Origin of the sequence: Pseudarthrobacter sulfonivorans (assembly GCF_001484605.1) — a bacterium.
In the GTDB taxonomy this organism is placed as follows: Bacteria; Actinomycetota; Actinomycetes; order Actinomycetales; family Micrococcaceae; genus Arthrobacter; species Arthrobacter sulfonivorans_A.
The window spans coordinates 1,659,474-1,678,842 of sequence record NZ_CP013747.1; the positions used below are offsets into that span (position 1 = coordinate 1,659,474).

A 19,369-nucleotide genomic window follows, 5' to 3' on the forward strand; every position below is an offset into this window, starting at 1 on the left:
TGTATTTGGGTTCCCTTCAACTAGCGTTCTAAGTGACCTGAGTCCGGCTGGTCCGGGTCCTCAATGACGAGAAGAAAGTGAACGATGACTGTTAATCGACACGGGATAGCGGAAGCTCCCGGGCATCGTATCGATGCCACCGGTTTTACAAAGAAGCGCTCAGCTCGAGCGGGCGCGGTCCTGGCTATGGCTGCGCTGATCGCTACCTCCTTCGCCGTCGGCCCGGCGCAGGCCCAGCAGGACGGCACCGGTCCCGGGGTAGCTCCGCCCGACACCAGCTTTCAGAAGGTAACGCTCAACGACGGCCCGGGCGAGCCCGTGGACCTCGCGGTGCTGCCCAACAACGACGTCCTGCACACCACACGCGGCGGCGAAGTCTGGCTCAATGACGCAGACACCGGCCTCAACACCTTGGCCGCAACACTGGATGTCTACCAGCATGACGAAGAGGGCCTGCAGAGCATCGCTCTTGACCCCAAGTTCGGGACCGGGGGCAACAACTGGATTTACCTGTACTACTCACCGCCGCAGAACACTCCTGTGGATGATCCCGCTACCACCGGCGTCAACGAGGGGGACGCGCCCTTCAGCGGCACGGCGGTGGACTTCGAGAAGTTCAAGGGCTCCCTTAAGCTTTCGCGTTTCCAGTTCAACGGTTCCTCCATCGACCTCGCCAGTGAGCAGGAGATCATCGAAGTCCCCGTTGACCGCGGCATCTGCTGCCACGTCGGCGGCGACATTGTCTTCGATGCCGAGGGCAACCTGTACCTCTCCACCGGTGACGACACTAACCCGTTCCAGTCAGGCGGCTTCACCCCCATCGACGAACGCCCCACCAGCAACCCCGCGCTCGATGCGCAGCGGACCTCTGCGAACACCAATGACCTGCGCGGAAAGGTCCTGCGCATCACGCCCAAGGCGGGCGGCGGCTACACCATCCCGGCAGGCAACCTGTTCCAGCCTGGAACTCCCCAGACCCGGCCTGAGATCTACGTGATGGGCTTGCGGAACCCCTTCCGTATTGAACTCAGCCGGACCACCGGTGATCTCTTCATCGCCGACTACTCGCCCGACGCCCGTACCGCCAACCCTCTCCGCGGCCCCTCGGGTACGGGCAAGTGGGCAACCGTCACCGAGCCTTCCAACTACGGCTGGCCCTACTGCGCCACCGCTGAACTGCCGTACGTCGACTACGACTTCGCTACCGGCACCTCCGGTGAAACATTCAACTGTGCAGCTCCCGTGAACGATTCGCCGAACAATACCGGCCTCCGTGAGCTGCCCCCTGTTGCCCAGCCCGAGGTCTGGTACTCCTACGGCGCCTCTCCCGAATTCCCCGAGCTGGAAACCGGCGGAATCGGCCCCATGGCCGGCCCTGCCTACGACTTCAACGAGAAGGCAACCAAGGGCGATGCACCGGTTGCCTGGCCGTCCTACTTCGACGGCAAGTCCTTCTTCTACGAATGGACCCGCGACTACATCAAGGGCATGACTGTGGAGAACGGTGAACTCGCCTCAATCGAGAACGTCGTCGACTCCCTCGTGGTCGATAACCCCATCGACATGGAATTCGGACCCAATGGTGCCCTCTACGTCCTTGAATACGGTGACGGCTACTTCGGCGAGAACCCTGACGCGCAGCTTTCCCGGATCGACTTCATCGGCGCGGGCGGCAACCACAGCCCTGTTGCTGTAGCCTCCGGCACTCCGACTGCGGGAGCATCACCGCTGACCGTGCAGTTCTCGAGCGAAGGCACAGCCGACGCCGACGGCGACAAGATCCGCTACGAGTGGGACTTCAACTCCGACGGCGTCGTTGACTCCGGGGAAGCAAACCCCACCTGGACCTATGAGGAAATCGGAACCTACACCGCGAGCCTGAAGGTCACAGATCAGGGCGGCAAGCACCGTGGGCGCCACTCCTCTGCCGAGGTGGCAATCGAGGTAGGCAACCAGGCGCCGGTCATTGAGTTCATCAGCCCGGTTGCAGGCCAGGAATTCCACTTCGGTGACACCGTCAGCTATGAGGTTCGGGTCACCGATGACCAGCCTGTTGACTGCTCGCTGGTTCAGGTGACCTACATCCTCGGCCACCACACGCACGGTCACCCGCAGACCACCACCTCGGGCTGCACCGGCACCATCACCACCACCGTCCCGGAGGGCCATGACCCAGCCGTAGACGACCTCTCAGCCGTCTTCAGCGCGAGTTACACCGACGCCGGTGACGCCGTGTCAGCTCCGCTGACCCGGACCGCTGAGGTGGTACTTGCGGTAGCCAACTGATGCTCCGCGGAGTAACAGTGTGACTGCACTGCAAGGGCCACTGACCTGACAACGAAGCGGACCCTGTTCCAGCCAAAGGCTGGAACAGGGTCCGCTTTTCGTCCCGAAGTAGCCGCAGACGAAGTTACATTGGCTGACTCGGCGCGCCGGCGTCGTCGTCCTGGGGACGCAGGAAACCGGCGGGATCCCGGATCAGGGGTTCGAATGCGAGCTCTGCTGCACCAACCAGAATGGGATCTTCACCAAGGGGGGCCAGTTCAATCGCCACGTTCTCCCAGGGACCGCGTCTTCCGGGGGTGCGCAGCGCCTCGCTGAGGGTGCCAGGTGAGGCGCGAACGAGGATGCGCAGGAAGCCGCCCAACACAATTAGGGAGGGATTCAGCAGATTGACGATGCTTTTCAGCCCGATGGCCAGCAACTGGATCTGCCGTTCGATGATTGCGCCCACCTCCTGGGACGCTGACTCGTCCTGCAGTTTCTCCAAGACGGCCTCTTCGAGATTTTCCGTTTCACCGGCCGGGAGTCCGATGGCCGCGATCAGTTCTTCACGAGTGACCTCGGCTTCGAGGCAGCCAGTGGACCCGCACGTGCATTGCGCGCCGCCCGAGCGCACGTGTGTGTGCCCCAACTGCCCGGCGAAACCGGTGGCACCGCGAATGAGGCGGCCTCCGCTGACGACGCCTCCGCCGATGCCGCTCGCCCCTCCGTAGAGGTAAACGAGGTCCGAAACGTCGCGGCCCGCACCGAAGGTCGCCTGTGCACGCGCCCCCACGACGGCGTCATTTGCGGCGATGACCGGAAGTTTCAGGGCGTCGCTGAGGAGCGCTGCGAGCGGCTGGTCACGCCAGCCAAGATGGGGCGCTTCGATGACGGTGCCATCCACGGGATCCACCAGCCCTGGTACGGCGAGCCCCACGCCCATAATCCGGTGCCGGGCAGGTAGCGACGTGCGCATGCCCGTGTAGATGGCTGTCACAATGTTCACGACTTCCGCTACCGACGGCGGCCGGACGGTGTGGAAGCGGACGGGGTTCACGATGTGACCGCCCAGAGACACAAGCGCAACGCTGACGACGTCGATATCCGGGTTAACCGACAGTGCCAGCGCGCCCGGACTCGGCTCAATCATGATGCTGGGGCGACCATGCTGTTGGGCCTGGTCGAGGTCGCTCTCCAGGACAAGGCCCAGCTGGGCGAGTTCACCGACGAGAGCGGCGATCGTCGATCGGTTAAGTCCGGTGGCCCGGGTCAGTTGTGCGCGGGAGACGCCGTCCATGGAGTGCACCAAACCCAGCACGGTCGAAAGATTATGCTGCCGGGTGGAATCGCGGTTGTTTCCCAGGTTCGTACCGGCGACACTGCGCCGAATGCGTTCATCGTGCAACGGCGGTTTCAGGTCCTTCCTGGCAGATCGCCTCGGTGCCGGATTTGTTCTTTCATGATAGCGGCAGAACGGGCAGTATCTACGAGCAGGGAATCGCCAAGGTGCGGTCAGCGTGAGCTGAGGTCGGAGATGACAGAGAACAGCATGCGTTCAAGGGTCCTGCGCAGGGCATCCGGCACTCCGTCTGACTCCAGGTGCATCACTGCGAGGAGGGCATTCTCTGTGGCCAGCGTAATGGCGTAGTTCTTTGCGCCGCAGGACACCAGCACGGATCGAACGTACTCGGCGTCCGCGGCAGTCATGTCCTGGGACCCGACGAGTGTAGCGATCCTGGTCCATTCCGGCCGCGTGGCTGCATAGGAGAGCAGAGCCGTCCGTTTGCCTTCCCTGAGGTCCCCCCAGCTGGTCTTCCCGGTGCGGCTTTCATTCCCGAATACGCCCAGCACGTCATCGGCGATCTGATATGCGATTCCGGCGTAACGTCCAAAGGCAGTCAGCGCGGTCACCACCGGTTCCGGCGCCGCGGCCAGTATGGCACCTGCCTGAAGCGGCGCCTCGAACGAGTAGACAGACGTCTTCTGGTGGGCCGTCCTGGTGATGTCTTCGAGTGAGGGCATGTCCGGTGTCCGGCTGAACTCGATGTCAAGGACCTCCCCGCCGACGGAGGAAAAAATTGCGTCATCGAGGATATCGTTCAGCCGCTGGCGCACGGAGGCCGGCGCTTCAATGGACCTCAGCAGGCGGTAGGCGCTGGACAGGGCCAGATCCCCGGCGAGAACCCCGGCCGAGACCCCGGCATGGTCCGCGGCCGCCGGGGGCTCCCCCGCACGCAGGGCTCGGCTTCTGTAATGACCGGAGACGTTGGGGATGCCGCGACGCACAAAATCACGGTCAATGACGTCGTCGTGAATGAGGAGCGCGCTGTGCAGCAGTTCGTACGAGGCGGCAAGCTCCGCAGCGCTGGAGAAATCAGTGCCGCCCAACTGCCGGTAGGCCAGCATGACCAACCGCGGGCGGGAGCGTTTGCCGCCCGCGGTTGCTCTTTCAAGTGCTTCCCAGAGGCCAAGATAGGTCGCGTTCACGGCGACAGCGCGCAGCTTCGCGTCAGCGAAGAATCGCTGGAGCGAATCTTCAACCAACTCGAGGTCCGCGTTGCCGTTCAGCCGGCGATCCACATTCAGGAACTTCACTGCGCCGCCCTTCGCTTCGTCGTCCTGGCTCCCCGGGTCTGCCCGGAGCCGTCTATACCGGGCTTCCGGCGGGCTTTGTTTTTCCCCTGCGCGGCCCGCGGGCCGCAAAGCGCTGCTGCAGAAGGACTGCGACGACGATGATCAGGCCCTTGGCGAGCGCCTGGACGGAGGTGTCCAGGTTGTTCTGGGTGAAGACGTTGGTCAGGGTGCTGAAGATCAACACGCCGAGAACTGTGCCCATGATGGTGCCGCGCCCACCGATGAGCAGCGTCCCGCCGACAACGACGGCGGCAATCGCGTCGAGTTCGTAGAGAAGCCCGTGCGTGGAGGTTCCCGCAGTGGTGCGGCCGAGCATCATGATGCCCGCGATGCCCGCTGCGAGCCCGGCCAGGACATAGAGGTAGACGAGGTGGCGCTTCACCTTGATGCCGGCCAGGCGGGATGCTTCGAGGTTTCCGCCGATTGCGATGGTCCGGCGGCCGAAGGTGGTGCGGTTCAGGAGGAACCAACCCGCCACAGCCACGATGGCGAAGATCCAAATCAGAATGGGAATGCCCAGCACTTCGGCGCGCATGACCTTCAGGAAGTCCCGGTTGCTGACAATCTGGGTGCTGCGGCCGGAGATCAGCTCGGCAAGACCCCTGGCAGCTACCAGCATCGCCAGCGTGGCAATGAAGGCGACGACGTTGCCGTACGCGATCACCAGGCCGTTGATCAGGCCGGCACCGACACCAACCGCCAGCGCCACGAGGACAATGAGGACCCACGACGACTGGGTGGCCGCCAGTTGGACGCTGGCCAGGCTGGCAACCACGGTGGTCAGCCCCATGACCGAACCGACAGAGAGGTCGATGCCGCCCGCGGTGATCACGAAAGTGACGCCAATGCTGATCACACCGATAATTGAGGCGTACCGGAAGATGGTGAGCAGGTTCTCGAAGTTGAGGAACCGGTCCCCACTGGTTACCCCGCCCACCACGAAGAGCAGCGCGAGAGCAATGACCAGCCCGAGGCTGCGGCCCGCTGATCCCTTCAGAAAGTTCTGTAGAGGGTTTGCCTGGGGGTGGCTGTGGTCGGCCGGCGCGTCGTTACGCGGTTCGGCCACCTTGGTCTTCTGCTCGCTCACGCGGCACTTCCCTTCATAACGAGGTCGAGCACACCGTGCTCGTCTATATCGCTTGCTTTGGTTTGGGTGAGGACCTTGCCGTCGTCGATAACAAGTACGTTGTCGGCGAGGCCCAGAACTTCCTCGATTTCGCTCGAAACGACGATGATGGCCGTCCCGGCTTCCGCGAGTTTGCGGATCAGATCGTAAATCTCGGAGCGCGCACCGACGTCGACGCCGCGTGTGGGCTCGTCCAGCAGCAGCACAGACGTACCGTGCACAAGCCAACGGGCGAGGAGAATCTTTTGCTGATTTCCACCGGAAAGCGTCCGGGCGGGCCGGTCCGGATCGGCCGGACGCAACTCCAGCGCGGCGATCTGCTCACGTGCTGCGTTCCGCTCAGCCGCTTCGTTCAAGTACCCCATGCGGGCGAAACGCTCGAATGTTGAGAGCGTGACATTCTTGAACAGCGGTTCGTCCAGGATGAGCCCCTGGCTCTTGCGTTCCTCCGGTGAGAGACCAATTCCGGCGTTGACGGCCGAGGTGACCGATCCCGGCCGTAGGGCCTTGCCGTTCACGGAGACCCGGCCCGACGAAGCCTTGCGTGCGCCGTAAATGGTCTCGAGGATCTCAGAGCGTTTCGATCCCACCAATCCGGCGAAACCCAGAATCTCCCCGGCCCGCACAGTGAGGCTTACCTTCTCGAAGTGTCCGTAAAGCTCCAGGTTGTCCACGTCCAGCACCACGGGAGCATCAGCCGGGACGGGCTTCCTCTCCGGGAACACATTAGCGACGTCCCTGCCCGTCATCAGGCGAATCAGCTCTGACTTTTGCGTGTCAGTAACGCTGAGGCCGTTTGCCGTGCTGCGCCCGTCCTTGATCACCGAGATGCGATCACCGATCTGCCGGATCTCTTCGAGACGGTGCGAGATGTACACGACGGCAATGCCCTGGGCGGTGAGTTCACGAACCACCCGGAACAGGTTGGAAACCTCACCGGAGTCGAGGATGGCACTGGGCTCATCCATGATGATCAGCTTGGTATCACGCGACAGGGCTCTCGCCATGCTGACGATCTGCTTGTTGGCGGCGGAAAGCGTACCCACCTCCGTTGACGGCGAAAGACTGCCGTGCCCGAGCCGCTTCAGGAGCGTACGCGCAATCGCGTTGGTCTTCTTTACGTGGAGAACGCCTCCGGTGGAACGCTCGTGTCCGAGAAAGATGTTCTCGGCTACGGAAAGCCCATCGACGACGTCGAGCTCCTGGTACATGGTGGCGATGCCCAGATCGAGCGCCGCAGTGGGACGAGGGAGGGTAATCTGCTTGCCCTCCCAGCGGATTTCTCCGCCATCAGGCTGGTGAACGCCCGAGAGTGTCTTGATGAGAGTGGATTTGCCCGCTCCGTTCTGACCCATGACGCAGTGGACTTCTCCCGGAAGTACCTGCAGATCGACGCCTTTCAACGCCTGGACGCCAGCAAAACGCTTGGTAAGTCCCCGAACTTCGAGCAACGGCCGTGGCTGATCTTCTTCGAACATGCGACGAACCTAACACATTATGTCGGCAATCGGTACAAGGTCGTCGATTTCTTACATTCTTCTGTTATTGTGATTGCAGTCACGCAAAGTAGCGGGCATCAAAGAGCATGCTGCACCAGGCGAAGACGCACTTAACTCATTGAGGAGATACACATGCTTGCAGTTCGTACGGGCCGGAAGTTGCTCGTCACCACCGCTGCCTTCCTTGCTGTCGGCGCCCTTGTCACCGGGTGTACATCAGGCGGGGGCGCGACCAACACGCAGCCGACCAACGCATCGGTTGAAGGCAACCAGGCCCAGGGTGACAGAGTAGTCATCGGCTTCTCCGGCCCCGCGGCAGACCACGGCTGGCTCGGCGCTATCAACTCCGCAGCTCTTGCGGAGGCGAAGAAGTACGGGGACATCGACCTGCGGGTTGCCGAAGGAACTAACGACGCGAACCTGCAGATCAGCCAGGTTGAGCAGTTCATCAACGACCGCGTCGATGCCATCGTCCTCCTGCCTACCGACGGCGCCGCACTGACTCCCGTTGCCACCCAGGCAATGGAAGCCGGCATCCCCGTCATCAACGTTGACCGTGAATTCTCGAGCTCCTTCGCAGCACGCGCCACCATCCTGGGCGACAACTACGGCATGGGCGTCAGCGCCGGCACCTACATCTGCGAGCAGCTCAAGGATAAAAAAGACGCAGTCGTCGCCGAGATCGCAGGCATCGACTCGTTGCCCCTGACACAGGACCGCAGCAAGGGCTTCAAGGACTCGCTGGAGGCCTGCGGCCTCAACGTGGACAACCGCGTTGCAGCCGACTTCACCGTCCAGGGCGGCGAGGCTGCAACGTCACAGCTCCTGTCGGCAGCGCCCAAGATCGATGCCCTCTGGAACCACGACGACGATCAGGGCATCGGCGTCCTGGCAGCGATCGACAACGCAGGCCGCAAGGACTTCTTCATGGTCGGCGGCGCCGGCTCGGCTAACGCCATGCGCGAGATCCAGTCCGGCGATAGCGTCCTCAAAGCTACCGTCATCTACCCCGCGACCCAGGCCGCAGACGGGATCCGCCTCGCGCGCCTGATCTCCCAGAACAAGGCCATGAGTGACCTCGTGGAAGTTGAAGTCCCGAAGCGCATCGTTTTGAACGCACCGGTTGTCAACAGCGGAAACGTTGCGCAGTACCTGCCGACGGCCTTCGAATCGTAGGACCGAATGCTGGGGGCGTCCTGTCGCTGACAGGGCGCCCCCTTTCGATCCACCTGTTATACAACTGCCGCCGGACAAGAGGAAACATGCTGAACGACGTACCGCCCCTGAGGGTTGCCCTGATCGGACACGGATTCATGGGGGCTGCCCATTCGCAGGGTTGGCGTGTTGCACCCCGGTTCCATGACCTGCCGGCCCGGCCGGAAATGACCCTGCTAGTGGGTCGCAACGCAAGCGGCGTGGAGGCGTCAGCGAGGAAATGGGGTTGGGAACAGACTGCTACCGACTGGCGGGCTGCCGTCGAGCGTGACGACATTGACGTGATAGACATCGTTACTCCCGGTGATTCCCATGCCGAGATCGCAATTGCGGCGCTGCAAGCGGGTAAGCACGTGCTGTGCGAGAAGCCGCTCGCAAACACCCTTGAAGAAGCAGAAGCAATGGCCGCCGCCGCGGACCGCGCCGGCAAGGGCGTTTTCGCCATGGTCGGATTCACCTACCGCCGCGTGCCCGCCGCAGCCTTCGCAAGGGACCTGGTCCAGTCCGGTGCGATCGGCGAGGTTCGCCAGGTACGATCCGCGTATCTCCAGGACTGGCTGGTTGACGCTGAGGCCCCGCTGACGTGGCGTTTGCAGAAGGAGCACGCCGGATCCGGAGCACTCGGAGACCTCGGCGCACACGCGGTCGACCTCGCCCAGTTCATCACGGGCCAGAGGATCACCGGCGTCACCGGAATCCTGAACACTTTCGTTCACGAGCGCCCATTGCTGGACAGAGCATCAGGGCAGGCGGGCACCGTCGCAGTGGAGCGCGGCAACGTCACCGTTGATGACCTGGCCCTGTTCAGCGGCCGTTTCGACGGCGGGGCAGTCGGTTCGTTCGAAGCCACCCGGATGTCCACCGGCCGGAAAAACGCATTGCGCATCGAGGTGGCGGGGTCTACCGGCGCCATCTCATTCGACCTGGAGAACATGAATTCCCTTGGCTTTTATGATGCGACTTTGCCCGGGACCCGCCAGGGATTCACCAACATCATGGTCACCGAACCCGCGCACCCCTATTTGTCCGCCTGGTGGCCTGCGGGCCACGCCCTTGGCTACGAGCACGGGTTCACTCATCAGGCAAAGGACTTCGTCGAGGCCATCGCCGAGGGCCGCCAGCCGGAACCGTCCTTCGCCGACGGCCTGCAGGTGCAGAAGGTCCTCCACGGTGTGGAGCGCAGTGCGGAAGCCGACAGCATCTGGACTCAAACGGTCTAGTCCCGGCCGTTCCGGCCAGCGCCTGAGAAAGGATCAAGATGCCCACCCCGCCCGGCCAGTGCAACGCGATACAGTCAGGGAAGCCGTCAAGGCCGATTTGGAGTTGCTGGCCGGAGGGCGGGATTCCGCCGTCGCGCTCGGCCGAAGCGGCGGACCCTCAGCAGTGTGTCCAACTCCCGGAAGCCGACGCACACCAGGCGGCCGTGCTGCGCGAGTTCTATTGTGCTCTGTCGACCTATTAGTCCGACGGGATGTCGCTAACGTCCGCCTCGCCTTTTTGCGCCGAGGTGGACGACGGCGGGTTCTCGAGACGCGGGGAATCGCCTATCGACCAGCCAGGGCCCAGCTCTTTAAGTTGCAGTACGAGCCACGGGCTGAAAGCCCATGGTGCCGACTCTGCTGCGGTGAACAGGCTTGGCAGGGAGACCCAGCGGTACTCGCACACTTCTGATTGCCTGGGTATTACGTCATCGATCGTTACAGCGGTAAAAACAGGGCATAACTCGTTTTCGACAATGCCATTCATATCTACAGCCCTGTACCTGAATTTGGGCAGGCACTTCTCCAGGCTGGAAACCTCGATTCCGAGTTCCCACTGACCTCTCCGTCGGATGGCATCCAACATGTCTTCACCCGGAGCGGGATGTCCGCAGAAGGAATTCGTCCACGCTCCGGGCCAGGTGGCTTTGCTGAGAGCACGCCTGGTTACGAGCACTCGTCCCAATCGATCGAATACGTAGCAGGAAAAGGCCAGGTGCAGCGGAGTTTCATGATCATGAATTTCCAGCTTCGGCGCTGTCCCACAGGGCTGGCCGTCAGCGTCCAGGAGTACTACCAGCTCTTTATTCGTCATGAAAGCATCAAACCACAGATCAAGCGCCCCTTCGTTACGTCCCGTTAGCAACTTTTGCTTGACGATCGACAAAAGTAGCTCTAGGTTTAGTGAAGGCCACCTTTGCAACCAGTCACCGTGGATTCGTCTGCTCCTCAGGAGAACTAATGAACTACTCGATCCAGCTCTACACACTCCGGGACCAGATCCAGGCGGACCTTCCCGGCACCATCCGCAAGGTCGCGGAGATCGGCTTCACGAAGGTTGAGCCGTACAACTTTGTCGCCACAGCCAAAGAGCTCGGGGCTGCACTGAGGGAGAACGGCCTGACGGCTCCGTCCGGGCACGCACCGCTGCTGAGCCAGGACCAGGACGAAATTTTCGCGGCCGCCAAGGAACTGGGGATCACCACGGTGATCGATCCGTTCATCGCCGCTGACCGCTGGCAGTCCGCCAAGGACATCCAGGCAACCGCCGCGAGCCTCAACGCCGCCGCCAGGAAGGGCGCCGAATACGGCATCCGCGTGGGCTACCACAACCACCAGTGGGAGCTGGAGTCCACCATCGAAGGACGCACGGCGCTGGAGTACTTCGCGGACCTCCTCGATCCCGAAGTTGTCCTCGAAGTGGACACGTACTGGGTTGCCGTGGGAGGCCAGGATCCCGTGGCGGTGCTGGAGCGGCTCGGCGACCAGGTCAAATTCATCCACATCAAGGACGGACCGCTGAACACCGACACCAAGGAGCAGCTCCCCGCAGGCCAAGGCAAGGTCGCCGTGCTGGACGTCATCGCCGCCGCCAGGTCCCTCGAGGTGGGCGTGGTGGAATTCGATGACTACGCCGGAGACATCTTCGTAGGCATCGCCGAGAGCCTCGGCTACCTCAACGCCGCACAGGGCACCGCCGGAGCACGCGCATGAGCCACGCAGCATCGACCCGCCGCGGCCCCGTGGGAGTTGCCGTCATCGGCGCCGGCAACATTTCCAAGGAATACCTGGACAACCTCACCGTCTTCCCGGACCTGAAAGTCCTCGTCATCGCCGACCTCTTTGAAGAGGCCGCCGAGGCTCGGGCCAAGGAATACGGCATCGCGGAGTGGGGCGGCGTGGATGCGGCGCTGAACCATCCCGACGTCGAAATCATCGTGAACCTGACCATCCCCGCGGCGCACGTTGAGGTGGCCACCGCCGCCGTCAATGCCGGCAAGCATGTCTGGACCGAGAAGCCCTTTTCCCTGGACCGCGCCTCCGGGCTCGGCCTGCTCAAAACCGCCGACGCCGCCGGCATCCGCCTCGGCTGCGCCCCCGACACCTTCCTCGGCGCCGGCCTGCAGACCGCACGCCGGCTGATCGAACGCGGCGACATCGGCACCCCGCTGACGGCCATGACCACCTTCCAGACCCCCGGCCCGGAATCCTGGCACCCCAACCCGGCGTTCCTGTTCCAGACCGGGGCCGGGCCGCTCTTCGACATGGGCCCGTATTACCTCACCCTGTTGGTCCAGACGTTCGGCTCCGTCCGCAAGGTCGCCGCCGTCGGATCCAGGTCCAGGGACCTCCGCGTCATCGGCTCCGGGCCCAAGGCCGGCGAGGAGTTCACCGTCGAGGTGCCCACGCACGTGAGCGCCATGGCCCAGTTCGAAAGCGGAGCATCCTCGCACAGCGTTTTCTCCTTTGAGTCCCCGCGCGTTCACATGGGATTCGTGGAAATCACCGGCACCGAGGCCACCCTCTCCCTGCCGGACCCCAATAATTTCGACGGCGACATCCGGCTCTGGCGCGCCGGGGACGAGGACTGGACCACGGTCCCGGCAACCGGCCCCGCCAGCGGCCGCGGCATGGGCGTCCTGGACATGGCACGCTCGCTGCGTGCAGGGGTTCCCCACCGCGCCACCGGCAACCTGGCGTACCACGTCCTGGACACCATGGTCTCCATCACCGAATCCATGGAAACCGGTACGTTCGTTGACGTTGAAAGCTCCGCGCCAGTCTCGCCGGCCCTGCCGGAGGACTGGGCCCCGGAAACCGCAACGCTCTAGGAACGACGATGATGACCTCACCTGCATCAACCACGAAGCGTCCGCTCGGCGTCGCCATGATCGGCTACGCGTTTATGGGCAAGGCCCATTCCAACGCCTGGCGCAATGTGGCCAGCTTCTTCGATGTCCCGGCCTTTGAACAGACGGTCCTGGTGGGCCGGGACCCCGCCGGGGTGAAGGAAGCCGCCGCGAAATACGGCTGGGCCGAGACCGCGACGGACTGGCGGGCCGTCCTGGACCGCGACGACATCGACATCGTGGACATCTGCGCCCCGGGCTGGATGCACGCCGAGATCGCGATCGCCGCGCTCGCGGCAGGCAAACATGTCCTGGTGGAGAAGCCGCTCGCCAATACGCTTGCCGAGGCCGAGGCCATGACGGCGGCCGCGCAGGCAGCCCGGGCCAAGGGCGTGCAGTCGATGATCGGCTTCAATTACCGGCGCGTGCCGGCGTTGGCCCTGGCGAAGGAGCTCATCGCCGAGGGCCGGGTGGGCACTGTCCGGCAGGTCCGGGCCGCCTATTTGCAGGACTGGCTGGCGGACGAAACGGCGCCCATGAGCTGGCGGCTGAACAAGGAAACCGCCGGTTCCGGGGCACTCGGGGATATCGCCTCCCACGCCATCGACCAGGTCCTGTTCCTGCTCGGGGACCGGGTCACCGAGGTTTCCGGCCGCCTGCACACCTTCGTGGAGCGCCGCCCCGGCGTGGACGGCTTGGAGGACGTAACGGTCGACGACGCCGCCTGGGCCACGCTGTCCCTCGCCTCCGGAGCAGTCGCCTCAGTTGACGTTTCGCGGGTCGCTACCGGCCAGAAGAACTCGCTGAAGCTGGAGATCTATGGGGATAAGGGCGCCATCCGGTTCGACTTGGAAAACCTCAACGAACTTCACTTCCTCGATGCCACCGCACCCGCCCGCGAGCAGGGGTTCCGCCGGATCCTGGTCGGCGAGCCCGGGCACCCGTATCTTAAAGCCTGGTGGCCGCAAGGGCACATCATCGGCTGGGAACACACCTTTACCCACGAAATCCGCGACCTCCTCACCGCCATCGGCACCGGAACCCCGCCGTCGCCGTCGTTCGAGGACGGCCTCGAGGTGCAGCGGATCCTGAACGCCATCGAAGAGTCCGCCGCAGCGAAAAGCTCCACCATCCCGCTGGCCCGCACCACCGCTTCTGAAGGAGCCTGACATGCCCCGCCCCTATACCCTGTTCACCGGCCAGTGGGCCGACCTCCCGTTCGAGGAAGTCGCACGCCTGGCCTCCGGCTGGGGCTACGACGGCCTGGAAATCGCCGTCTCCGGCGACCATCTGGACGCCTGGCGCTGGGACGAACCCGGGTACGTCGAGTCCAAACTCGCCGTGCTGGAGAAGTACAACCTGAAGGTCTGGGCCATCTCCAACCACCTGAAGGGCCAGGCCGTGTGCGATGACCCCATCGACTTCCGCCACGAAGCGATCGTGGGCGCGAAGGTCTGGGGCGACGGGGATCCCGAAGGCGTCCGCCAACGCGCCGCAGAGGAAATGAAGCACACCGCCCGCCTGGCCAAAGCCCTCGGCGTGGACACCGTCGTCGGATTCACCGGCTCCTCCATCTGGCAGTACGTGGCCATGTTCCCGCCCGTCCCCGCCGCCGTGATCGAGGCCGGCTACCAGGACTTCGCGGACCGCTGGAACCCCATCCTGGACGTCTTCGACGAATGCGGTGTCCGGTTCGCCCACGAGGTCCACCCCTCCGAGATCGCCTACGACTACTGGACCACCGTCCGCACCCTCGAAGCGATCGGCCACCGGAAAGCGTTCGGCCTGAACTGGGACCCCTCGCACTTTATGTGGCAGGGCATCGATCCCGTCTCGTTCATCTGGGACTTCAAGGACCGGATCTACCACGTGGACTGCAAGGACACGAAGCTCCGCCCCACCGGCCGGAACACTGTGATGGGTTCGCACCTGCCGTGGGGTGACCCGCGGCGGGGCTGGGACTTCGTCTCCGCCGGCCGCGGCGACGTCCCCTGGGAATCGTCCTTCCGCGCCCTTACAGCGATCGGCTACACCGGGCCCATCTCGGTCGAATGGGAAGACGCCGGCATGGACCGGCTCCACGGCGCGCCCGAAGCCCTGGCAGCGCTGAAGAAGTTCGACTTCCCCGCCTCCCAGACCAGCTTCGACGCCGCTTTCAGCACGAAGCCCTAAGGAAGCGCACGTAGAATCCCTGCATGACCCACACGATTCGAAAGGCAACAACGGACGACGCCGGCCCGCTCGCCGAACTGGCGGCCGTCACCTTCCCGCTGGCGTGCCCGCCGTCGTCGTCACCGGAGGACATTGCCGCGCACGTGGCCAACACGCTCAGCGAACGGCACTTCCGGGAGTACCTGGCGGATCTTGATGTCACCATCCTGGTCATTGACGCGGACGGGGCCCTCCGCGGCTACAGCCTGCTCGTGAACCGGCCAGCAGAGGATCCGGATGTCGCGTCGGCGCTGAAAGTCCTGCCCTCCATGGAGCTCAGCAAATGCTACGTCCACCCCGAACACCACGGCCTGGGCGCGGCCGGCGAACTGATGCACGCCAGCCTCCAGGCTGCCGCAGAAGCGGGCGCGGCCGGGTTGTGGCTTGGTGTCAACAGCCAGAACGCGCGGGCCCTCCGGTTCTACGAAAAGTCCGGTTTCCGCAAGGTGGGCAGCAAATCCTTCCGGCTGGGAACCACTGTGGAGCACGACTTCGTCCTCGAACGCGCCGTCTGACCCCACCCAACGCGACACACCCACCGCCCACACCCAGCGCGAAGGGACACTTGGGCCCCGCGGCTTAGGGCCTCAAGTGACCGTTCGCGCTAAATGGTGACCAATCTGACACCCCGCCGCGGAATGGCCCCGGGGCAGTCGGGGTTGTGGCAAGCATGAAGATTGAGATCTGGTCAGACGTCGCGTGTCCGTGGTGCTACATCGGCAAGCGCCGGTTCGAGGCTGCCCTGGCCGAGTTCCCACACCGCGACGCTGTGGAGGTGAAGTGGCGCAGCTACCAGCTGGACCCCACCCTTCCCGAGCACTATGACGGCACCGAGCTGGAGTATCTGAGCACGCGCAAGGGTATGGCCCCGGCACAGGTCTCGCAGATGTTTGACCACGTCACCGAGCAGGCCAAGGGCGAGGGCCTGGACTACCGGTTCGACCAGGTGGTGGTGGCCAACAGCTTCACCGCCCACCGCCTGATCCATCTCGCGGCCCAGCACGGACAGCAGGATGCCGCGAAGGAACGCCTGCTGAGCGACCATTTCGAGCACGGCAAGGACATTGGCAGCGCCGAGTACCTCACAGCGCTGGGCCACGACTTGGGCCTCAACGCTGAAGAAGTCGCCGAGCTCTTCACCACGGACAAATACGCCGACGACGTCCGCTTCGATTTCGAGGAAGCCCGCGCCCTGGGCATCAGCGGCGTCCCGTTCTTCGTGATCGACCGGAAGTTCGGGCTCTCCGGTGCCCAGCCTGCCGAAACGTTCACGGCGGCGCTCAACCAGGCCTGGCAGGAGACCAACCCCCTGGTTCTGGTCAACACGGCCGACGGCGAGGCCTGCGGCCCCGACGGCTGTCCAGTCTGACCCGACTGCGCGGTCTGACGCCGCCGGGGCTCTGCGGGGCCCTCAAGTGACCGTTCGCGCCGTGGCGGGGAACAACTTTACTGACACATCGCGGTAAAGTGTCTGCATGCCCAGGATTTCGGCGGCCAACAACGCCGCGCAACGCGCCGAGACGCAACGCCGGGTCCTGACAGCGTTCGGGGAGCTCCTGTTCACCCACGGCCTGCCTGGACTGACCATGACTGACGTCGCCCGGCATGCCGGGGTGGGGCGGACCGCGGTGTACAACTACTACGCCGACATCGAAGAACTGCTGATCTCCTACGCCCTGGATGAGACCGAGCGCTTCCTCGCCGAACTCCGGGACTCACTGAGCGCGCTCGATAACCCCGTCGAACGGCTGGCCCTGTACGTGCGCACGCAGGTGGAGGACCTCAGCCGACGCCACCTCCCGCCCGGACCGGCGATGGCGGCGGTGCTGTCGCCGTCGTCCTTTGCGAAACTGGCCGACCACGTGGGTGAACTCAGCGTCCTGCTGCAGGGCATACTCCGGGACGGCATGGCACAGGGATACCTACCGCACGCGGACATTGGCCAGCAGGCGCAGCTCATCCATGGCACGCTCTCCTCCAGCGCCGCACGCGGCAGCAACGAGCCCGCCGAACTTGAGGCCCGGATCGCCCGGACCGTGCGGTTCATCCAGCTCGGCGCCGGAGCAAGGTTCGACGACGACGGCGCAGCCCTGCGCGTCAGCTAGGGGCGTGGGTGCCTAGGGCCTGGGGTGCCGGGCCTAGGGTGTGGCGCCGGCCGTCGGAATCACCGGCCACTTGGCATCGTCAGCGATCCGCCGGCTTTCACGCGGGCAGCTGAGCGTCCCTGGCGTCTGGTCCACACGGTCCGCGGCGGCCAGCTCTTTGTAATCGTTGGAAAGAATCACATCAACGCTGGCGTCCGTCCGGCCGTCCTGGAAGTAGTCGGAGCCGGGCAGGTTCCGTTGGACGCTGAAGGCCGCAGACTGCCCGGCAGCCCCGGAAACTACCGCGGCCACGCCGCGGTAGCCGGCCTCCGTGTTGGCCACCGCACCCACCACAAACTTCCGGACCAGCAACTCATCCGCCACGGAGCGGGCCAGACCGGGGCGGCTGGTGGAGTTGTAGACGTTGAGGTTGATTTTGTCGTTGGGGGTGTAGTCAAAGGTGGCCCCGGGACAGGTGGTCCGGGGCTCATCGCTGCCCGCCGTCGTCGGAAGCTTCAGTTGTCCGCTCATGATGGCCAACGCAACGATGATGGCGCCGGCAATGAGGCCCAGCAGCAATACCAGGACCACTCCATGCACCACGCGGCGGCGCACCCGCACCGGGTTGTCGGGGTCGCCGGCAGCCTCAAACGTCGCCCGCAGTTCGGGGCCGGTGACAACGCGGTGGCCATGCAGGACGCTGGCGTCCTTGGGTTTCCTAGCCATCTATGACCAGCACGCGGGCGTGGATGGCGGTCCGCTGGTGCAGCGCTGTCCGGACGGCGCGGTGCAGCCCGTCCTCCAGGTACAGGGTTCCCTGGTACTGCACCACGTGGGGGAAGAGGTCTCCGAAAAAGGTGGAGTCTTCGGCCAGGAGCGCTTCAAGGTCGAGCGTCCGTTTGGTGGTCACCAGTTCGTCCAGGCGGACAGGGCGCGGCGGCAGCGACGCCCACTGTTTGGGCGTGTTGAAACCATGGTCGGGATACGGGCGTCCCTCGCCCACAGCTTTGAAGATCACTATGCCACCCTAGGCAGCTTGGGGGCCCAAGAGAAGTGTCCGGCCCGCAGCATCCTAAGGTTGTAGCCAAACAGTGACCATCTGTCACATGCCGTGGACATCGCGCCGCCGGCGCAGGATCAGAGGCCCGTGGCTGACACAATGGAGCCATGACTGCACCCGAATTCCCTGCCAGCACCACGCCCGGCGTCCGCCTGCCGTCCACGCCGCCCCTCGCCCTCCTGCTCGACGTTGACGGACCCGTGGCCAGCCCCGTGACCCGTGACGTGAAACCCGGCATCATTGCCGATCTGGTGGCGCTGGCGACTGCCGGAATTCCGGTCGTTTTCAATACCGGCCGCTCCGATGCCTTCATCCGGGAGCAGGTCATGGAGCCGATGATCGCCGCCGGCATTCCCGCCGGGACAGTCATCCACGCCATTTGCGAGAAGGGCGCCGTGTGGTTCAGCTACACCGCCGCCGGGCCCGGCCCCATCCACGTTGATCACGAACTGGCCGTGCCCAAGGCCTACGGCGATGACGTGCGCCGGCTCGTGGCCGAGGACTACTCCAGGCACATGTTTTTTGACGAGACGAAACGTGCCATGGTGTCCGTTGAGCAGCACATCGAGGTGCCCTCGGCCGACTACCTGGCCGAACAGAAGCTTTTCGACTCCGACGCCATGGACCTCATGACCCGCCACGGCATGGGCGTGGTTCGCCTGGAGCACCACGCACCGAATTCCGACGACGAGGTGGACTACCGCGTCGATCCCACCATTATTTCCACCGATATTGAGTCAGTGCGGCTCGGCAAAGACCTCGGCGCCAGCCGCGCCGTGGAGTTGCTGGCGGCACAGGGCATCACGCCGCTGGCGTGGCGGACGGTAGGTGATTCCCGCACGGACTACGCCATGGCGGACTGGCTCCACCACAATGACCACCCCGTAAAACACGTTGATGTCCGTCCGGCGGACGGCGTTCCGGTCAAGCCCTATGACGTGTTGACCGCCACCGATCTGGGGCTTGGGGAAGATGTCATTCACGACGACGCCGGCGGAGCTTACCTGCGCAGCTGGCGGGAGGCCATGGTCGGCTGAGCCCGTCCCGGCCGGCAGTCACCTGTTTGAGGCCTGCCATTTTGGGCGTCGCGCTATTATTCAGATAAGAACGCTTACCATTTACACGCGACGGAGACAACCATTACAGAAGCACCTGTCCAGGACGAGA

The 19,369-nt window shown here is 64.1% G+C and carries 18 protein-coding genes; 11 read left to right on the forward strand and 7 right to left on the reverse strand.

Translation table 11 applies throughout. The features are described from left to right. Positions 1-84 precede the first annotated feature (84 nt). Positions 85-2,286, forward strand: a complete 2,202-nt coding sequence (locus AU252_RS07260; protein WP_205630652.1) for a PQQ-dependent sugar dehydrogenase — start codon at positions 85-87, stop codon at positions 2,284-2,286. 124 nt (positions 2,287-2,410) lie between these two features. Here the strand turns inward: AU252_RS07260 and AU252_RS07265 are convergent, their stop codons facing one another. The 4 genes from AU252_RS07265 to AU252_RS07280 all read right to left on the reverse strand — a co-directional run bounded on the left by AU252_RS07265 (position 2,411) and on the right by AU252_RS07280 (position 7,503). Then, the gene (locus AU252_RS07265; RefSeq protein ID WP_157768952.1) at positions 2,411-3,583 is read right to left on the reverse strand and encodes an ROK family protein; all 1,173 of its coding nucleotides are present in this window, start codon (positions 3,581-3,583) and stop codon (positions 2,411-2,413) included. A 194-nt stretch (positions 3,584-3,777) separates the two neighbouring features. After that, the gene (locus AU252_RS07270; protein WP_240484341.1) at positions 3,778-4,860 is read right to left on the reverse strand and encodes a polyprenyl synthetase family protein; all 1,083 of its coding nucleotides are present in this window, start codon (positions 4,858-4,860) and stop codon (positions 3,778-3,780) included. A gap of 52 nt (positions 4,861-4,912) precedes the next feature. Next, positions 4,913-5,986 carry an ABC transporter permease gene (locus tag AU252_RS07275; RefSeq protein ID WP_058930144.1) on the reverse strand — a complete coding sequence of 358 codons (1,074 nt, stop codon included), beginning with the start codon at positions 5,984-5,986 and terminating at the stop codon, positions 4,913-4,915. Continuing rightward, positions 5,983-7,503 (reverse strand): sugar ABC transporter ATP-binding protein, encoded by a 1,521-nt coding sequence (locus AU252_RS07280; RefSeq protein WP_058930145.1) that lies wholly within the window; start codon positions 7,501-7,503, stop codon positions 5,983-5,985. The genes AU252_RS07275 and AU252_RS07280 overlap by 4 nt, the downstream gene beginning before the upstream one ends. 153 nt (positions 7,504-7,656) lie before the next feature. Here AU252_RS07280 and AU252_RS07285 point away from each other — a divergent pair, with 153 nt between their 5' ends. Together AU252_RS07285 and AU252_RS07290 are read left to right on the forward strand one after the other, a co-directional pair. Next, complete coding sequence (locus tag AU252_RS07285) at positions 7,657-8,700, forward strand: substrate-binding domain-containing protein (RefSeq protein WP_058930146.1); 1,044 nt, start codon at positions 7,657-7,659, stop codon at positions 8,698-8,700. A gap of 86 nt (positions 8,701-8,786) precedes the next feature. After that, positions 8,787-9,959, forward strand: a complete 1,173-nt coding sequence (locus AU252_RS07290; protein WP_205630653.1) for a Gfo/Idh/MocA family protein — start codon at positions 8,787-8,789, stop codon at positions 9,957-9,959. A gap of 238 nt (positions 9,960-10,197) precedes the next feature. Here the strand turns inward: AU252_RS07290 and idi are convergent, their stop codons facing one another. After that, entirely contained in the window at positions 10,198-10,812 is a 615-nt protein-coding gene (gene idi, locus AU252_RS07295) for an isopentenyl-diphosphate Delta-isomerase (protein ID WP_083510561.1), read from the reverse strand. 146 nt (positions 10,813-10,958) lie between these two features. Here idi and AU252_RS07300 point away from each other — a divergent pair, with 146 nt between their 5' ends. The 7 genes from AU252_RS07300 to AU252_RS07330 all read left to right on the forward strand — a co-directional run bounded on the left by AU252_RS07300 (position 10,959) and on the right by AU252_RS07330 (position 17,163). Continuing rightward, on the forward strand, positions 10,959-11,711 hold the full coding sequence (locus AU252_RS07300; RefSeq protein ID WP_058930147.1) for a sugar phosphate isomerase/epimerase family protein: 753 nt from the start codon (positions 10,959-10,961) through the stop codon (positions 11,709-11,711). Further along, positions 11,708-12,829, forward strand: coding sequence for a Gfo/Idh/MocA family protein (locus tag AU252_RS07305; protein WP_058930148.1), 1,122 nt, complete (start codon positions 11,708-11,710; stop codon positions 12,827-12,829). Before AU252_RS07300 ends, AU252_RS07305 begins: the two co-directional genes overlap by 4 nt. 11 nt (positions 12,830-12,840) lie before the next feature. Further along, positions 12,841-14,016: a Gfo/Idh/MocA family protein gene (locus tag AU252_RS07310; protein WP_058932809.1), complete on the forward strand. Its 1,176-nt coding sequence runs from the start codon at positions 12,841-12,843 to the stop codon at positions 14,014-14,016. A 1-nt stretch (position 14,017) separates the two neighbouring features. Next, positions 14,018-15,019, forward strand: coding sequence for a sugar phosphate isomerase/epimerase family protein (locus AU252_RS07315; RefSeq protein ID WP_058930149.1), 1,002 nt, complete (start codon positions 14,018-14,020; stop codon positions 15,017-15,019). Between the two features lie 23 nt (positions 15,020-15,042). Beyond that, entirely contained in the window at positions 15,043-15,573 is a 531-nt protein-coding gene (locus tag AU252_RS07320; RefSeq protein WP_058930150.1) for a GNAT family N-acetyltransferase, read from the forward strand. A gap of 155 nt (positions 15,574-15,728) precedes the next feature. Further along, complete coding sequence (locus AU252_RS07325) at positions 15,729-16,427, forward strand: DsbA family oxidoreductase (protein ID WP_058930151.1); 699 nt, start codon at positions 15,729-15,731, stop codon at positions 16,425-16,427. A 106-nt stretch (positions 16,428-16,533) separates the two neighbouring features. Next, the gene (locus AU252_RS07330) at positions 16,534-17,163 is read left to right on the forward strand and encodes a TetR/AcrR family transcriptional regulator (protein ID WP_058930152.1); all 630 of its coding nucleotides are present in this window, start codon (positions 16,534-16,536) and stop codon (positions 17,161-17,163) included. A gap of 33 nt (positions 17,164-17,196) precedes the next feature. Here AU252_RS07330 and AU252_RS07335 read toward each other — a convergent pair whose 3' ends face one another. Both AU252_RS07335 and AU252_RS07340 read right to left on the reverse strand, forming a co-directional pair. Continuing rightward, positions 17,197-17,868: a LytR C-terminal domain-containing protein gene (locus tag AU252_RS07335; protein ID WP_058930153.1), complete on the reverse strand. Its 672-nt coding sequence runs from the start codon at positions 17,866-17,868 to the stop codon at positions 17,197-17,199. Continuing rightward, positions 17,861-18,160, reverse strand: a complete 300-nt coding sequence (locus AU252_RS07340) for a type II toxin-antitoxin system VapB family antitoxin (RefSeq protein ID WP_058930154.1) — start codon at positions 18,158-18,160, stop codon at positions 17,861-17,863. Before AU252_RS07340 ends, AU252_RS07335 begins: the two co-directional genes overlap by 8 nt. A 149-nt stretch (positions 18,161-18,309) precedes the next feature. Between AU252_RS07340 and AU252_RS07345 the strand changes: the two genes are divergently transcribed. Then, positions 18,310-19,239, forward strand: a complete 930-nt coding sequence (locus AU252_RS07345; RefSeq protein ID WP_058930155.1) for a hypothetical protein — start codon at positions 18,310-18,312, stop codon at positions 19,237-19,239. The last annotated feature ends 130 nt before the right edge of the window (positions 19,240-19,369 follow it).

What these genes read in the sequence shown, in the direction of transcription:
- AU252_RS07335 (WP_058930153.1), bottom strand. Translation starts at nt 17,868, where the DNA reads ATGGCTAGGAAACCCAAGGACGCCAGCGTCCTGCATGGCCACCGCGTT.
- AU252_RS07290 (WP_205630653.1), top strand. Translation starts at nt 8,787, where the DNA reads ATGCTGAACGACGTACCGCCCCTGAGGGTTGCCCTGATCGGACACGGA.
- AU252_RS07330 (WP_058930152.1), top strand. Translation starts at nt 16,534, where the DNA reads ATGCCCAGGATTTCGGCGGCCAACAACGCCGCGCAACGCGCCGAGACG.
- AU252_RS07310 (WP_058932809.1), top strand. Translation starts at nt 12,841, where the DNA reads ATGACCTCACCTGCATCAACCACGAAGCGTCCGCTCGGCGTCGCCATG.
- AU252_RS07305 (WP_058930148.1), top strand. Translation starts at nt 11,708, where the DNA reads ATGAGCCACGCAGCATCGACCCGCCGCGGCCCCGTGGGAGTTGCCGTC.
- AU252_RS07300 (WP_058930147.1), top strand. Translation starts at nt 10,959, where the DNA reads ATGAACTACTCGATCCAGCTCTACACACTCCGGGACCAGATCCAGGCG.
- AU252_RS07280 (WP_058930145.1), bottom strand. Translation starts at nt 7,503, where the DNA reads ATGTTCGAAGAAGATCAGCCACGGCCGTTGCTCGAAGTTCGGGGACTT.
- idi (WP_083510561.1), bottom strand. Translation starts at nt 10,812, where the DNA reads ATGACGAATAAAGAGCTGGTAGTACTCCTGGACGCTGACGGCCAGCCC.
- AU252_RS07260 (WP_205630652.1), top strand. Translation starts at nt 85, where the DNA reads ATGACTGTTAATCGACACGGGATAGCGGAAGCTCCCGGGCATCGTATC.
- AU252_RS07320 (WP_058930150.1), top strand. Translation starts at nt 15,043, where the DNA reads ATGACCCACACGATTCGAAAGGCAACAACGGACGACGCCGGCCCGCTC.
- AU252_RS07315 (WP_058930149.1), top strand. Translation starts at nt 14,018, where the DNA reads ATGCCCCGCCCCTATACCCTGTTCACCGGCCAGTGGGCCGACCTCCCG.
- AU252_RS07325 (WP_058930151.1), top strand. Translation starts at nt 15,729, where the DNA reads ATGAAGATTGAGATCTGGTCAGACGTCGCGTGTCCGTGGTGCTACATC.
- AU252_RS07345 (WP_058930155.1), top strand. Translation starts at nt 18,310, where the DNA reads ATGACTGCACCCGAATTCCCTGCCAGCACCACGCCCGGCGTCCGCCTG.
- AU252_RS07285 (WP_058930146.1), top strand. Translation starts at nt 7,657, where the DNA reads ATGCTTGCAGTTCGTACGGGCCGGAAGTTGCTCGTCACCACCGCTGCC.